General features: G+C 36.8%; 14 protein-coding genes. 8 read left to right on the plus strand and 6 right to left on the minus strand.

The annotated features are described in order from the left end of the window. Nucleotides 1-64 precede the first annotated feature (64 nt). Nucleotides 65-1,600: an endonuclease gene (locus BW951_RS21220; protein WP_076396524.1), complete on the minus strand. Its 1,536-nt coding sequence runs from the start codon at nt 1,598-1,600 to the stop codon at nt 65-67. A gap of 221 nt (nt 1,601-1,821) precedes the next feature. Between BW951_RS21220 and BW951_RS21225 the strand changes: the two genes are divergently transcribed. After that, a complete protein-coding gene (locus BW951_RS21225) occupies nt 1,822-2,031 on the plus strand; it encodes a hypothetical protein (RefSeq protein WP_139326233.1) in 210 nt (69 codons plus the stop codon). A 168-nt stretch (nt 2,032-2,199) separates the two neighbouring features. Here the strand turns inward: BW951_RS21225 and BW951_RS21230 are convergent, their stop codons facing one another. Both BW951_RS21230 and BW951_RS21235 read right to left on the minus strand, forming a co-directional pair. Then, entirely contained in the window at nt 2,200-2,724 is a 525-nt protein-coding gene (locus BW951_RS21230; RefSeq protein WP_076396528.1) for a DUF4136 domain-containing protein, read from the minus strand. 1 nt (nt 2,725) lies between these two features. Beyond that, entirely contained in the window at nt 2,726-2,908 is a 183-nt protein-coding gene (locus tag BW951_RS21235) for a C1orf53 family protein (protein ID WP_029294953.1), read from the minus strand. A 40-nt stretch (nt 2,909-2,948) separates the two neighbouring features. Here BW951_RS21235 and BW951_RS21240 point away from each other — a divergent pair, with 40 nt between their 5' ends. The 4 genes from BW951_RS21240 (at nt 2,949) to hemL (ending at nt 6,847) form a co-directional block, all read left to right on the plus strand. Beyond that, a complete protein-coding gene (locus BW951_RS21240) occupies nt 2,949-3,275 on the plus strand; it encodes a hypothetical protein (RefSeq protein WP_076396530.1) in 327 nt (108 codons plus the stop codon). A 232-nt stretch (nt 3,276-3,507) separates the two neighbouring features. Beyond that, the gene (locus BW951_RS21245; RefSeq protein ID WP_076396532.1) at nt 3,508-4,416 is read left to right on the plus strand and encodes a 1-aminocyclopropane-1-carboxylate deaminase/D-cysteine desulfhydrase; all 909 of its coding nucleotides are present in this window, start codon (nt 3,508-3,510) and stop codon (nt 4,414-4,416) included. Nucleotides 4,417-4,431: 15 nt separating this feature from the next. After that, nucleotides 4,432-5,490 (plus strand): glucosaminidase domain-containing protein, encoded by a 1,059-nt coding sequence (locus BW951_RS21250; RefSeq protein ID WP_076396534.1) that lies wholly within the window; start codon nt 4,432-4,434, stop codon nt 5,488-5,490. Between the two features lie 73 nt (nt 5,491-5,563). Next, nucleotides 5,564-6,847: a glutamate-1-semialdehyde 2,1-aminomutase gene (hemL, locus tag BW951_RS21255; RefSeq protein ID WP_076396536.1), complete on the plus strand. Its 1,284-nt coding sequence runs from the start codon at nt 5,564-5,566 to the stop codon at nt 6,845-6,847. 100 nt (nt 6,848-6,947) lie between these two features. Here hemL and BW951_RS21260 read toward each other — a convergent pair whose 3' ends face one another. The 3 genes from BW951_RS21260 to BW951_RS21275 all read right to left on the minus strand — a co-directional run bounded on the left by BW951_RS21260 (nt 6,948) and on the right by BW951_RS21275 (nt 12,015). Then, nucleotides 6,948-8,111 (minus strand): hypothetical protein, encoded by a 1,164-nt coding sequence (locus BW951_RS21260; RefSeq protein ID WP_076396539.1) that lies wholly within the window; start codon nt 8,109-8,111, stop codon nt 6,948-6,950. A 198-nt stretch (nt 8,112-8,309) separates the two neighbouring features. Then, nucleotides 8,310-9,521, minus strand: coding sequence for a hypothetical protein (locus tag BW951_RS21270; protein WP_076396542.1), 1,212 nt, complete (start codon nt 9,519-9,521; stop codon nt 8,310-8,312). Between the two features lie 25 nt (nt 9,522-9,546). Then, complete coding sequence (locus tag BW951_RS21275) at nt 9,547-12,015, minus strand: TonB-dependent receptor domain-containing protein (RefSeq protein ID WP_076396544.1); 2,469 nt, start codon at nt 12,013-12,015, stop codon at nt 9,547-9,549. A gap of 187 nt (nt 12,016-12,202) precedes the next feature. Between BW951_RS21275 and BW951_RS21280 the strand changes: the two genes are divergently transcribed. The 3 genes from BW951_RS21280 (at nt 12,203) to BW951_RS21290 (ending at nt 14,688) form a co-directional block, all read left to right on the plus strand. Further along, complete coding sequence (locus BW951_RS21280) at nt 12,203-12,880, plus strand: response regulator transcription factor (protein ID WP_076396546.1); 678 nt, start codon at nt 12,203-12,205, stop codon at nt 12,878-12,880. Between the two features lie 51 nt (nt 12,881-12,931). Next, nucleotides 12,932-13,963, plus strand: a complete 1,032-nt coding sequence (locus tag BW951_RS21285; protein WP_076396548.1) for a sensor histidine kinase — start codon at nt 12,932-12,934, stop codon at nt 13,961-13,963. Between the two features lie 131 nt (nt 13,964-14,094). Next, the gene (locus tag BW951_RS21290; RefSeq protein ID WP_076396550.1) at nt 14,095-14,688 is read left to right on the plus strand and encodes an IS1096 element passenger TnpR family protein; all 594 of its coding nucleotides are present in this window, start codon (nt 14,095-14,097) and stop codon (nt 14,686-14,688) included. The last annotated feature ends 256 nt before the right edge of the window (nt 14,689-14,944 follow it).

Here is a 14,944-nt window from a genome sequence, read left to right on the forward strand (position 1 = left end):
ATTCATATAAAATAAAAGCCTTCTTTCAATTGAGAGAAGGCTTTATTATTTCTTAAAGGAAAATTTATTTCACAATAAACTTCAATGAAGAAGCGTCTAATTTTAGAATATAAATTCCCTGCTCCAGATTTTTAATTTTAATAGAATTTTTACTGTTTTTAAAAGGCTGATCAATGGTCTGCATTGCTTTTCCATGAAGATTGTAGATCTCCGCTTTCTTAATATTCTGCGTTTCTCCTTTCACAAAAATTTCATTATTGGAAACAGGATTAGGCGAAATCTGTAATGTATTCTGATCTGAAATTAATTCGGAAGAAATACTTTGAACCTGTCTTGCCGTTCCGGAATAACAGGTCCAGCTCAGATTATCAATAGCAACTCTGTTGGTGGTAGAATTGTTTTCTAAAGTTATAACGACATTCCCCGAAATATTAATATTGCTTATAGTGGTTGTTGTTGCAGAGGTATTGTAAGGTACGGTTCCTACCGCTGTTCCGTTTACTTTAACGGTGAAGGTGTCATTGGAACCTGTAAATTTCAGTTGGGTAGTTACCGTTAATGAGCCAATTCCATTCGCTGAACTGCTCGATGTTAATGCGCCGTCTCTAATGGTGATTGCTTTGGTGGAGATCGTCTGATCTGTTCTGGAATCTGTTGCTGTCCATGTAATCCCATTATTTGTCCATGTTCTTGTTAAATAAGAAGCCGAACTTTCAGAAGGAATGGTCTCAAATGTTTCGTTACCGCAGCTTGACGAGCTTGGTGGAGTAGATGTACCTCCGGAACCAGAAGCGGAGCCCCAGATTTGGGTCACGTAGTTAGGATTATCGATAAAAGGATTTCTGTTTCCCTGATAAGTATAAGAAGCATTGTTTCTGTTAATTTCCGCCTGAGAAACGGGATCCTGATTATGCCAAGCCAATAAAACATTCAGTTCCCAAGTCTGCAAACCCGGAAAAGCAGAACTGCCCAACATATTTCCGGATGTAAACGTGGAGAGTTTGCTTTGGTATCTCGTAACAAAATAAAATACCATTCTTGCTACATCACCTTTAAATTCATCAATAAGCTCGAACACTGTTCCCGAGAAACCTGAAGAAACAGAATTTCCAAGCTTAGAACCGTTTTTTGAAGTAAACGTTGCAGTTCCCACCTTTCCGAAAGGATAATTAGAGCGCATTCCGTTTACTTTTCCGTCTGTAGCTCTGATAAAATGAATATCTGAAACCATAGGAGAGGCTTCGTTAAAAAAGCTCTGAGGAATAATATGTTCACGGTTATAACAATTTCCTTCCACCGAATAAGTTCCGCATTGGTTGGTAACCGGTGTAAATTTGTAAGGATCTGTACCTACAGGTTTTTCTGAGTAGATGTCCAGAATAGAACCATCATTCTCATAGTTCTTGTCGATGTCAGTTGTTTTGTACGCCGTCCAAAGTCCGTTGTAGCCTTTGTCAAGATGTCCATTCGTAATAATGGTGCTTAAAGCCGTTTTCAGGGAAGCGCCGGAAAGTCCGTTTGCCGAATTGTAATATCCCGAAGGAGCCTGAGCATTTGCTAAAACAGAAGCAAATACAACCATTAGTAAATGTTTTTTCATGTCAAGATTTTAGACTTTAAGATTACTATAAATTTATCAATAAAAAATTACGGAATTGTTAAATTTAATTATGCGTAGAATGGTATGCAAGATTAAACTTTGTTTTTTTATTGAAAATGAGATGATTTTGAATGGTTTTAAGTAATATTGAAAATAAAAATTTAGAATGTATTAAAATTACATTTGGCAGATATTTTGTCTTATTCTGGAAAATCACCATTATGAATCACAAAATAAAAATTGCACTGGCATTAATTACCGGCGGGACTTTGGTTTATCTTAGCCGAAAGATGAAAAACTCAAAGAATAAACCTGAAATTTTCACAGGAGAAGACGGCAAAGTCTATCAGAAGGATGAAACTTATTTAACCACAGATGGTAAAATGTACAAAAACGGAAAAGAAGTCCATTTCAAAACCCCTGAAATTTAGAAAAACCTGTAAACCGGAATTTTCAGAATGATAGAATTCAGAAAAATTATGAAGCTCATCCCCAAAATGTCGGCAATCATCATAAAGGAACGAGACATCATTAACTCAATAAAAAAAGTCAATGCAATTACTGCATTGACTTTCTTATATATTTGATTGATTTATATCTTATTTCATTGGAGGATAATTCTTCATGATTTCCGCCATGATCTCAGGAATTTGCTTTTGTTTCGCCTTAGGTCTGTCAACAGAAATTCCGCTTCCGATTCCCTGCCAAACCAGTTTATTAGTTTTAGCATCTACCAGATCCACAATAATTGCTCCTTCATTATAATTGCTCGTCCATGTTCTGTTCATGCCGATTCCCCACCCGAAAGGTCCGCCCCAACCCCATGCTCCGTAAGGTGAAGTCGTGGTAACGTCCGTTACTTTTTTATGGTTGGCTTTTACATTTACAATCAGATCAGGATTTTCTCCGGATTGAAGACCTTTGCTTTGAAGCTGTCTCGACAGTTCATTCAAAACTCTGTCTTTATCAATATCATTCAGTTTTAAATCATCAATTCTTAATTTATAAGTTTTGTATGAATTAAAATTTGCCGTGTCCGCATAGTCAGAACGTACGTTGAAAGGACTGCAAGACGTTAAACCCAAAGTAGCCGAAGCTAACAGTAAGAAGATATATCGCTTCATTTTATTTATTTTTTTTATCGTTTTTAATAAATGTATCGGTCTTTTTATCGTATCCGTAAGGACAATGTCTACAGCCACTTTTACAGCAATGTCCTCTCTTCAGATGAAACTTTTCCGTAAAAACCTTATACCCCTGCTCGTTGTAGTAAAAGTCTTCACCTTCTTTGATGTCAAAAAGTGCCATAGGTTAAATCTCTAAGTCAAAAAACTTTATATTTGTTAGTATGATAATTATATGCCAAAAGCCTTTAAAAAAATTAAAAATCAACGGCATCGCTCTGTTCCCTTTTATCTTCATTAGGAATCCCGAAGATAAGAAAAATAAAATATTGATTAATCATGAAAAAATACATTTAAGACAACAGTTGGAAATGCTCATCATTTTCTTCTATATTTTTTATGTAATCGAATATTACTACTGGTTTTTTAAACTGAAGAACAGTTATCAGGCTTATAAAAGAATTTCTTTTGAAAGAGAAGCTTATTCCAACGAACATAATTTAAATTATCTAAGGAAAAGAAAATTCTGGAGTTTCAGAAAATACCTTTAAAATTAGAAAATAGTTAGTCGATAATGGTTATCAGAGATTAGATTTTCAATAACATGTCACAAAATTCCCCTCCTCTGGAGGGGTGGCGAAAATTCGAAAGAATTTTTGACGGGGTGGTCAAATATGTAAAAATAAAATTAACCCATCCTTACCTTCAATGATAAACCTCACCTTTTCAAACCAAAATTAAACATCTAAAAAACACTATTTTTGTAAAAAAGATTCAGCCTAAATGGTATTAAATATTCCATCCGAAAAAATCCCGATTCAGGAAATTCCTCTTGGTAAAAAAGTGAGACTTTTCATGAAAAGGGAAGATTTAATTCATCCTCAGATTTCAGGAAATAAATACTGGAAGCTTTTTTTCAATATTAATAATTATCTCTCCGGAAATCCGGAAAAACCCTACATCATTACTTTTGGAGGTGCATTTTCAAACCATATTTCTGCCGTTTCAGCGGTTGGGAATTTAGTAGATATTCCGACTTTAGGGATTATAAGAGGAGAGGAGCTGAAAGACAAATGGCGCGACAATCCGACTTTACTTTTTGCCAGAAGAAACGGAATGAATCTGAAGTTTGTAACGAGGGAAGAATATCGTCACAAAGAAAAACTGACTGAATTTTTACAAAAAGAATTCCCGGAAGCGCTCATCGTACCGGAAGGAGGAACCAATGAAGCCGCTGTAGAAGGCGTAAAAATGATGCTGAATGACGATACAAAAGATTTTGATTATCTTTGCACCGCAGTCGGAACAGGAGGAACGGTTGCCGGAATTTTAAAATTCAGTGAAGAAAATCAGAAAGTTATAGGTTTTAAAGCGGTTGACGATGATTCACTGGAAAATAAAATCGTTGAACTAACTTCTAAGAAAAATTTTGATCTAATAGATTCAGGTTTTGGAGGTTATGGCAAAATAAAGGACGAAAATGTCCGTTTTATTAATGATTTTAAAGAGAAATACGGAATTCCGCTGGAGCCGGTCTATACAGGAAAGATGATACAGAAAATTTTCGAATTGATAGATGAAGATTATTTTCCTGAGAACAGCAAAATTTTGTGCTTCCACACCGGCGGTTTGCAGGGGATTGAAGGAGCCAATTTGCTTTTAGAAAAACAGAACAGAAATTTAATTATATAATTTAAATTGAAAAACATGAAAAGACTTTTCACCATCGTAAGCCTTTTAGTTTTATCAAAATTCTCAGCTCAGACCTGGGCAACCGAAGATCAGTACATCCAGAAATTTGCAAAATATGCAGTGGAAGAAATGGAAAAATATAAAATTCCCGCTTCTATCACGCTTGCACAGGGACTTTTGGAAACAGGAGGCGGACAAAGCCGATTGGCTCTGGAAGGGAAAAACCATTTCGGGATTAAATGTAAGGAAGACTGGACCGGAAAAACAATGAAGCATACCGATGATGCTCCGAATGAATGCTTCCGGGTTTACGACGATCCGAGACAGTCGTATGAAGATCATTCCATCTTTTTATCGACTAGGAAGTATTACGCCAATCTTTTCAATTTAGATATGAAAGATTATAAAGCGTGGGCAACAGGTCTTAAAAAAGCAGGTTATGCAACAAATCCCCGCTACGCTTCCATATTAATCGGGAAAATTGAAAGGTATAAATTGTACGAATTCGACAATACCAACTCAAAAGAGGCTTTATACGCCGTTCTGAAACTGTATCCGGATCTGAAAGACGACAGAACTTTCATGGCTCAGCTGGAACCGGAAAAATATACCAGAAAAGTAAAAGAACCTGTAACCGTTGAGGTTCCTTACAAACAGACTTCTTACGCTCAGCAACAGAAAAGAGTGGAAAGAATTAAAACAAAAGCGGAAATTCTCAATACCATTCTAATAAAAAGTCATCCGAATGACGGATTAAAATACATCATCATTCCTGAAGATACCAACGTAGAATTCATTGCCAAAAAATTCAAGATCAGTGAAAGCAAACTCATGAAATGGAATGAACTCGAAAGTGATGTTCTGAAGAAAAATGAAATTGTTTTCCTTGAATCTAAAAATTCTGACGGAGTTACTGCAACCTACAAAGCCGAAGCAGGCGAAGATATGCATGATATCGCCCAGAAATTCGGAATTAAATTAAATAAATTATACGCCAAAAACAGAATGGATGAAGGGCAGAAACCTTCTGCCGGACAAGTAATTTATTTGATTGATAAAAAACCCAGAAACTAAAATTTGTTGATGGTTGATTGTTGTTGGTTGATTGTTAAACCGACAGCTATCAACTGTCAGCCAACAACTACATATGAAATACCAAAGAAGTTCAGCTTTATTCGAAGAAGCTTACAAATACATTCCGGGAGGTGTAAATTCTCCGGTAAGAGCATTCAAATCTGTAGGAGGAGTGCCTGTTTTTATGAAATCTGCAAAAGGAGCCTATCTTACGGATGCGGATGACAACACGTACATCGATTACATCAATTCGTGGGGACCTGCCATTTTAGGACATACGCATCCCGAAGTTTTGGAAGAACTGAAAATTCAGGCTGAAAAAGGATTCTCTTTCGGAGCACCCACAGAACTGGAAACAGAAATCGCAAAATTCATTACAGAAAACGTTCCGAATGTGGATCAGATCAGAATGGTTTCTTCGGGTACGGAAGCCTGTATGAGCGCGATCAGATTGGCGAGAGGTTTTACAGGAAGAGATAAGTTTATAAAATTTGAAGGCTGCTATCACGGTCATTCAGATTCATTTCTGATAAAAGCGGGTAGTGGTGCGGCAACTTTCGGAAATCCGAATTCTCCGGGCGTAACGGCTGGAACGGCAAAAGATACTTTACTGGCAAGATACAATGATTTTGAGCAGGTTGAAGATCTTTTCAGACATAATCAAGGCGAAATTGCAGCGGTCATTATTGAGCCGGTTGCCGGAAATATGGGTTGTGTTTTGCCGGAAAATGAATTTCTTCAGAAATTAAGAGCAATCTGCGACGAAAACGGAACTTTATTAATTTTTGATGAGGTGATGACAGGTTTCAGATTAGCTTTTGGAGGAGCTCAGGAACTGTACAATGTAAAAGCAGATTTGGTAACATACGGAAAAGTGATCGGAGGCGGACTTCCGGTAGGTGCTTTTGCAGGAAGAAACGAAATTATGGATCATTTGGCTCCAAAAGGAGGTGTTTATCAGGCAGGAACATTAAGCGGAAATCCTTTAGCCATGAGAGCCGGACTGAAAACTTTACAGTTGATTAAAAATGATCCGGAATTCTTCAACAGACTGGCAAAAACAACAGAAACCTTAGATTTTGAAATCGGTAAAATTTTAAACGAAAAAGGAATTGCCCACAAAATCAACAGAAAAGGATCTATGATGTCTGTATTCTTCCATATTAACAGGGTTTCTAATTTTGATGAAGCTCAGGAAGCCAATCATGCATTGTTCAATAATTTCTTCCATCAGATGCTGCAAAACGGAGTTTACCTTCCACCGAGTGGTTATGAAACGTATTTCATCAGTGATGCGATTAAAGACAAAGAAATTGATATGACGCTGGAAGCAGTAAGAAAATTTGAATATTCTTAGTTGAAAAAATATTAAAGGATAGATGATTTTCAATCCTTTGTTGAAACAGAATCGGCTTCAGATTTATCTGAAGCCGATTGTTTATTTTATACAATTAATTTTACTGTAAAGAAGACCAACCGATTGCCCAAGCCGGATTTCCAAGCTTATTTCCTGCCCCAATTGCATCCGCTTTTTCGTTGTAGGTATTGCTTAAGAGTGTTACACTGGAACCTGAAGTTGAGGTAGCAGTTACTTTATTCGTAACATTTGTATCGAAAAAAGCATCTTTAATTTTACTTTGTCCGTTAATATAGGTCACAGTCGGATCACTTTCAATAGAAAATCCGTTGGTCCAGTTAGAAACCACTACATTTTCAAAACTAGCATATGTTCCGGAATACAATCTGATGGCTTTGGATTCTCCCGAAGTTCCGCCCAAAAGCGTTACATTTTTAACAGTAGGGCTGGAAACTGGAGTTGCAGCAGGATTCGAAGCATTGTTAAGTCCTTTTATTGCGGCATTTCCGGAACCGTTTGTTTTTCTTTTAGTGAAAATATTGGTAGCCGTTCCGATCCATCCGTCTGTCCATACAAAAGCATCATCTTCGTTTCCGATGGAGACGATGTTGGAAAGATTTACCGTTCCTCCATACATCTGGATTCCGTCTTCTGCGCTATTAATCAAAGCAATATTCTCAACTTTCGTATCACTTCCTACCCCAAAAAAAGAAAGTCCGTTGAATTTTACATTGGTTGAAAAACTCACTCCCGCGTTTTCAATTTTCACATAAGTCAGAGAACCGGAATTATCTGTTGCCGAAGTTCCTCCGTAAGCGGAATTTAAAATTTCCGAAGTGTTGGTTGTACCAGTGTTTACAGGAGCTTTTCCGCAGATAACGACACCGCCCCAACTTCCCGAAGCTTCTGTGGAAGATCTGAAGGAAACCGGCGAATTAAAGGTTCCGTTCGCGTACAACTGTCCTCCCTGTTCCACTAAAAGGTAAGAAGATGCTCCTGCTGTGGCAACAATTCTCGTTCCTGCCGGAATAACAAGTTTTCCTCCGTTTTTTACAGTAACAGCACCATTAAGTACATATACTTTTGTGGCATCCAGTGTTACAACCTGTCCACTTGTAACTTCCCCTTTGAAATTACTTGGATCTTTTGCAATTCCTACAACCGGAATAGTCGCAACGTCCTCATCTTCTTTATTACAAGAATGAACAACAAGCGATGTACTGATAATAAAAGCTGCTAAAATATGCTGAAAGCGGTTTTTCATAATGTTTTTAGATTTTACTTCTTTAAACAGATTGTTAAAGATCTGTTTATTTGAAAAGACCAAATTACCATTTTTCTTCTTATTTTCCCAATTGTATTTTAATGAATATAAAATTGTATCTATTCACGAAAACGGCATCGGAAAAATCTTTCCGATGCCGTTTTTTGAATTAAATATGAAGAAACTAATTACTAACTATTAATTCATAGCGTCTGTAGTATCAAAGCTAGAAAGCCCTGTCCATCCTTTAGCCCAGTCTGGTAATGCTGTACCGTTACCTGCGCCTACTGCAGAATTATTTTCTGTAAAGATCGAAGTGATGTCTACCGCAGTTCCCGCTGTATTTTTAGCTTTAGATTTTGTGGTAACATTTACAAATCTTAAGTTTTTGATGTAAGAACCACCCTGGAACCATGTTAAAGTTCTGTCTGTTTCAAAATCAAGACCTGTTGTAAAGTTGGCTAAAACGATGTTGTCAAACTGACCGTTAGAACCAGCTCTTACTTTCATTCCTTGCGATTCTGATCCTGCAGTGTTTCCTAAGAAAGTAGCATTGTTGATCACCGGATTAGAAGCTCCGTTTCCGAAAGTTGTATTAGGGTTTGTATCCTGAGTATCGGCTTCAATTCCTCTGTTTCCTGGCTCAGCAGCAGTCTGGTAAGCCTTCATTCTTGCAGCATACAGATAATTTACCGTTCCTCTGTATCCTTCCGTCCAGTCGAAAGAATCATCTCCAACACCAGTTACCACAACGTGATCCAGATTTACGTTTCCTCCGAAGCACTCTACACCATCATCTGCACCAGTAGTAACGTATACGTAAGAAATTGTAGTTCCGCTACCTACTCCGAAAAGAGAAAGTCCGTTGAATTCTTTTTCAGGATTGTATTTGAAACCACTGTCTTTAATTACCAGATATTTAATGATACCTGAATTATCAGCAGTATTTGTTCCACCATATGTTAAATCTCCCAATTCTGAAGTAGAAGTACCTGAAGAAGTTCTGTTGGTAGGAGCGTTACCTAAGATAACAATTCCTCCCCAGTGTCCTTGTTTGTGCGTAGTACCTTCAAAAATTACAGGATTAGAAGAAGTTCCGTTCACGAAAATTTTACCCCCTCTGTCTACGATAAGGTAATTTGCACCTTCCGCTACCGTAATTCTTGTTCCTGCAGGAATGATAAGGCTTGCGCCGCTTTCTACCATTACCTTACCGGTGATTGTATATACTTTTGACGGGTCTAATGTTATAGTGGTTCCGGCAGCAATATTTCCTTTGAAATTGCTTGGGTCGATTGTTGAGATTGTATCTGTTGTATCATCATCAGAGTTGCTGCACGAAACGGCAACGGATGAGAATGCCACAGTTAACGAGAAGAAAAGAGCAGCTTTTAAGATTGTTTTTTTCATAACTTTTTATAGATTTTTATTTTTATTAAAATTTATATGATAGATTTAATCCTAACTGACGACCTTTCGTGTAGTCTTTGTGGATAAATGTTTTAGTGGTGTTTTCCTGTTCGATTTTAAAGTGAGGATTCAGTAAGTTCTTTGCAGAAATTCCGATTCCGATTTTATTTAAGGTAAAGCTTAAGTTCATATCCAGAATTTCTCTCGGTACTTCGTAAAAGTTTCCGATGAATCCTGTTCCTACAGAATAAAGACTTTTACCGATATGAGAATAAGATACTACGAAGTCTAAGCTGTTTACATTATTCCATTTATAGTTATATCCTACGTTTACGTTGGCAATAAAATCTGCAACTCCCTGAATTTTATCTTTCGGAGTGTTGAATACGATTGTTTTACCTCCGTTATTTTTAGCAATTTCGTTTTCAGATTTAAATTCCTGCTCAGAATGCATATAAGTTGCATTCAGGAAAGTGTACACTTTAGAATTATTCCACGAATAAAGGTCTTTTCTGAATTCAGCTTCTGCTCCTACAATATATCCCCAATCTGAAATGTTGAAATACGTCATGTCACTTGGTGCAGAACTCGCATAGCTTGTTCTTGCAATCGCGTTCTGGATGTATTTTCCGAAAGCTGTTACAGAAATAAGTTCTCCCGATTTCGGAAACATTTCCCATTTAAGATCTAAATTATAATTGTCCGAAGGATTTAGGAACTGGTTTCCGTAAGTATTTGTCGTTACATCATAATAAGCAATCGGAATAATTTCTTTTGCCTGTGGTAATGTGTATGATTTTGAGAAAGCCAATCTTAAATTCTGCTTGTCATTAACGCTGTATTTAGCATTTAAAGCAGGTAAGAATTTATTGTATTGCTTATTCTTTTTACCGTCCTGTGCAATTGGATCCAACCATTTCATCTGCATATCGATATAATCGAAACGGCCTCCAACCTGGATGATGAATTTATCAGAAAGTGTGATGTCAACATTTGCTAACCCAGACTGAATATTCTGCTTTGCAGTATAATAAAAAGGATTAAACAATTTATTAATCGGCTGGAATGTAATGTAAGAGAATAAAGAATTATTTCCTGCATTAATGTATCCGTCGATATTGTTAGGATCTACAGGTACCACATTGCTGAAGTTCATACCGATGGTGGTATTTTCAAACCTTCTGTCTTTATACTGTCCGTCGTATCCTAATGTTACTTTGAATTTTTCAAAAGTTTTGGTAAGATAAGCATGACCTAAAACCGTATTATCCTTAAGTTCATCAAAATATCTGTGGTTGTTGATCGCACTTCCTGCAATTAGCTGAGAGTTTGTTGCATCAATAGTATTCTGAAGACGGTCTGGTCTTTTGCTGTTGAGCATATTGTATCCTAAAGCCCAGTCTGCAGACCATGTTTCACCCAATTTGTGAGTACCGAGTAACTGATTTACCCAGGTTGTGGTAATTTTATTATCCCCTCTGTTGATGATCACATTTCTGTCTACATCATAAGAATATCCCTGATAAATTTTTGCCGACTGATCGGAAGAATGAATGTAGTTGGATGTAAAGCTGATTCTGTGATTAGAGTTGATCTTATATCCCAGATTAACTAATGCAGTAGTATTTGTTTTATAATTAAAACGCTCTACGCTTGTATAATTTTTACTTGGCGTGTTATCGAAGAAATAATAACCTTCCTGTCCTTGGCTGTATTCATAAGAATTTTCAAATCCAGCGTAAGCAAATAATGAAAGCTTACCGAAAGTCGCCCCACCTTCAATATTCATATCTGTATTAAAAGGATTTCTGGCATTTTTAAAATTCCAGCTCGTCTGGAAAGGATATTTCTGATAAGGATTTCCTTTGGTGAACGTAGTTTCTTTGTATCCGAAGAATCCCGGTGCTCCGTCCTGTACTTTAAAGTCTTTTTTATCGAATGTCTGAAGATTAATGCTGCTTCCTAATCCTATCTTAAAATAAGGCTTTCCGGTATGCTCCTTAGAAACAATGTTTACATTCGCTCCGCCGAAATCTCCAAGCATTTTAGGATTATAGACTTTATCTAAAGAAATATATTCGATCATTGAGGTTTTGAAAATCTCAAGATTGATGTTTTTATATTCCGGATCGTCCGATGGAATCGGCAGTCCGTTTAACGTTGTGCTGTTGTATCTGTCACCAAGACCTCTTACGAAAATCTGTCCGCTTCCTTCCTGCTTTGTCGTTCCGGTAGCCTTTGTTACAGCTGTTGCAGCATCTCCTACACCTTGCTTGGCAAGCTGTACAGAACCTACGCGCTCTATAACTTCTACAGACTTTTTCTGTAAGTTGATAAGGTTTGCTTCAGTTCCTTTTTTAGTAGATCCTTTAATGACTACACCTTCGATTTTCTTTTCTTTCTTTACGGTGTCGTTTTTGGTCTCTTGAGCGTAAAGTACAGTTCCCGATGTTGTTAAAAACAAAACTGCGATACTCAGTTTTCTAAAATTCATTTCTTTTTTACTATATTCTTTCGGTGCAAAGGAATAAAGAATTAACGGGGGAAATGGTTTAGGGAAATTTAATTTTTTCTTAACTAAACATTAAGAAAAGAATATAATTGTTAACTTTATGTGAACGATACCCGTTTTGTTAAACAGTGATTAAAATATTATTAACTTTGACTCGTAAAAATTAAAAATGAACCAAAAGAAAATCCTCTTAATCGACGACGAACTGGATATTTTAGAGATTCTGTCTTACAACTTGGAAAAGGAAGGCTACGACATTTATACAGCCACTAATGGAAATGAAGGTATCGACAAAGCAAAGGAAATTGTTCCGGATCTGATTTTATTGGATGTCATGATGCCCGAAAAAGACGGTATCGAAACTTGTCAGGAACTTAGAAAAATTAAAGAACTGCAAAAAACTTTAATTGTTTTTCTTTCCGCAAGAAGTGAAGAGTTTTCACAACTGGCCGGTTTTCAGGCAGGTGCAAACGACTACATTGTTAAATTAATCAAACCGAAAATTCTGATCTCTAAAGTAAACGCTTTATTGCAGTTAACTTCTCAGGTATCTGATAATTCTAAATTAATCGAAATCGGAGATTTAATTATTGATAAAGACAACTTCAGGGTTTCTAAAAACGGACAGCAGTTTTTGCTTCCTAAAAAAGAATTCGATCTTTTGTATTTATTGGCTTCCAACACGGAAAAAGTTTTCAAAAGAGAAGAAATTCTGGAAAAAGTCTGGGGAAATGACGTAATCGTGGGAGAAAGAACCATAGACGTTCACATCAGAAGACTGAGAGAAAAACTGGGAATCAACACGATTCAGACATTAAAAGGAATTGGGTATAAACTTATTGTTTAATACTCAATTTCAATTTCTTACCTTTACATCAACCATTAAAATTTTGTAAAATTGAAATTTTACAGACTTACCCTCGTCGCCTCTTGTCTTCTGACATTGGTGATGTTTCTTTTAGTAATCATTTTCGATTCACTAAAGGATATTTATTACAGTACACCATTCTTTAAAATCGGACTGGTTATTTGCCTTGTCCTGATTTTTATCATCAATTATATCGTATTGGAACTTTTGTTCAATTATTATGGTAAAAAGCAGGTTCGTGGTCTTTCACAGCTTTTGCCGCAGGAAATTGTTCATGATGATGATGAAAATATCACCATTAAAGAACTCGGAGAAAGATTCTCAGATCTCAATCAGAGAAAAGTTACCGAACTTGATATGATGAAAGAAATGGAAAGCTACCGGAAAGAATACATCGGAAACGTTTCCCACGAGCTGAAAACACCTCTTTTTTCCATTCAGGGATATGTGGAAACTTTGCGCGACGGCGGAGTGGATAATCTTACCATCCGCGATAAATATCTGGAAAGAATTGATAAATCCGTAGAGCGTTTAATTGCCATTGTAACGGATCTTGATATGATCAACAGGCTTGAAGCAGGCGAAATTAACCTTACCGTTTCCAAATTTGATGTCAATTTATTAATTAAAGAAATTTTTGATCTTCTTGATCTCGAAGCAGAAAAACATAACGCAAGTCTGCAGATCCAGACTTTGCAGCCACAGATTTTTGTGGAGGCAGACAAGCAGAAGATTTCACAGGTCTTTATTAATTTAATTTCAAACGCGATTCATTATGCCAACAGACAGGAAGCAAAAGTAGTAGTAAAAACCAGCGTTCTTAAAAATAAAGTCTTAATTGAGGTCATAGACAACGGAATGGGCATTAAATCTGAAAGTTTACCAAGAATTTTCGAAAGATTTTACCGCGTGGAAACCAGCAGAAGCAGAAGAGAAGGTGGTTCCGGACTTGGTCTTGCCATCGTAAAACATATCCTCGAAGCGCATAATGAAAACATCACCGTGGAAAGCGTTTATCTGGAAGGAACAAAATTCAGTTTCATGCTGGAAAAAAGCAAATAATTTTTGCAAAATGTATGAAAAAAAAATATTTTAAAAAATAATGAAATATTTTTTTGTCACATCTCATTTATTTTATATTTGCAACAGAGATTTATCATAATAACAACGGCAAAAAAGTAATTTAAAAACTGATGGTTTATAAAATCCGCGTAATATTAGATGCAAAAGAAGATATTTTCCGGGATATCGAAGTAAAAGGAAAACAGACGCTTTGGAACTTACATTTAGGCATTAAGAGTGCATTCAGCTTGCAGGGAGATGAGCTTTCCACTTTTAATCTGCTTGAAGAAGACGGAACGGTAGTAAAAAGTGTTCCGCTAGAAGATATGAGTGACGATGGCGACGGAGAAATTATGTCGGATGTGTACATCGATGAGGCATTCGAGAATGCAGGAGATAAAGCTCAGTTCCAGTACGGACTTCTTGACCTTTGGGAATTTTTCTGTGAATTGGTTGAAGTTATCGACGAAACAAAAGGCGTTAATTACCCGATCACGGTTTACAGATTTGGAAACGTTCCTTTGAAAGCGCCTAGCAAAAACGGAAGTGGAGGATCCAAAAAGAAATCAGCAATGCCATTAATGGATGATGATTTCGGGTTTGATGACTTCGGAGCTACCGGAAACTTTGCAGACGAAGATGATGATGCTTTTGATGATGAGGAAGAAGAAGACTACAACGACGATGCTTTCGATGATGAAGAGGACAACGATGATGAAAGATAATCGGAAGAATTTGTAAAATATACCGCCCTGAACGTAAGTTTGGGGCTTTTTTATTCTGTACTATCAGGAGCTGTTTCGCGCTTTCGCTACTCGCTTTTTCGTTTTTTTCGGCGCGGCAGCGAAGCTGCCGCGCCGAAAAAAACGAAAAGAGCTCAAACAGACCGCTCAATGGTAAGTTTGCATTAAACAAAACAGATTGATAACTTAGTTAAAAATATTAACCAGAAGAGCAAAAGCAGCAGGATAAAGACAGACG

The sequence above is a fragment of the Chryseobacterium gambrini genome, from assembly GCF_900156825.1.
GTDB lineage: Bacteria > Bacteroidota > Bacteroidia > Flavobacteriales > Weeksellaceae > Chryseobacterium > Chryseobacterium gambrini.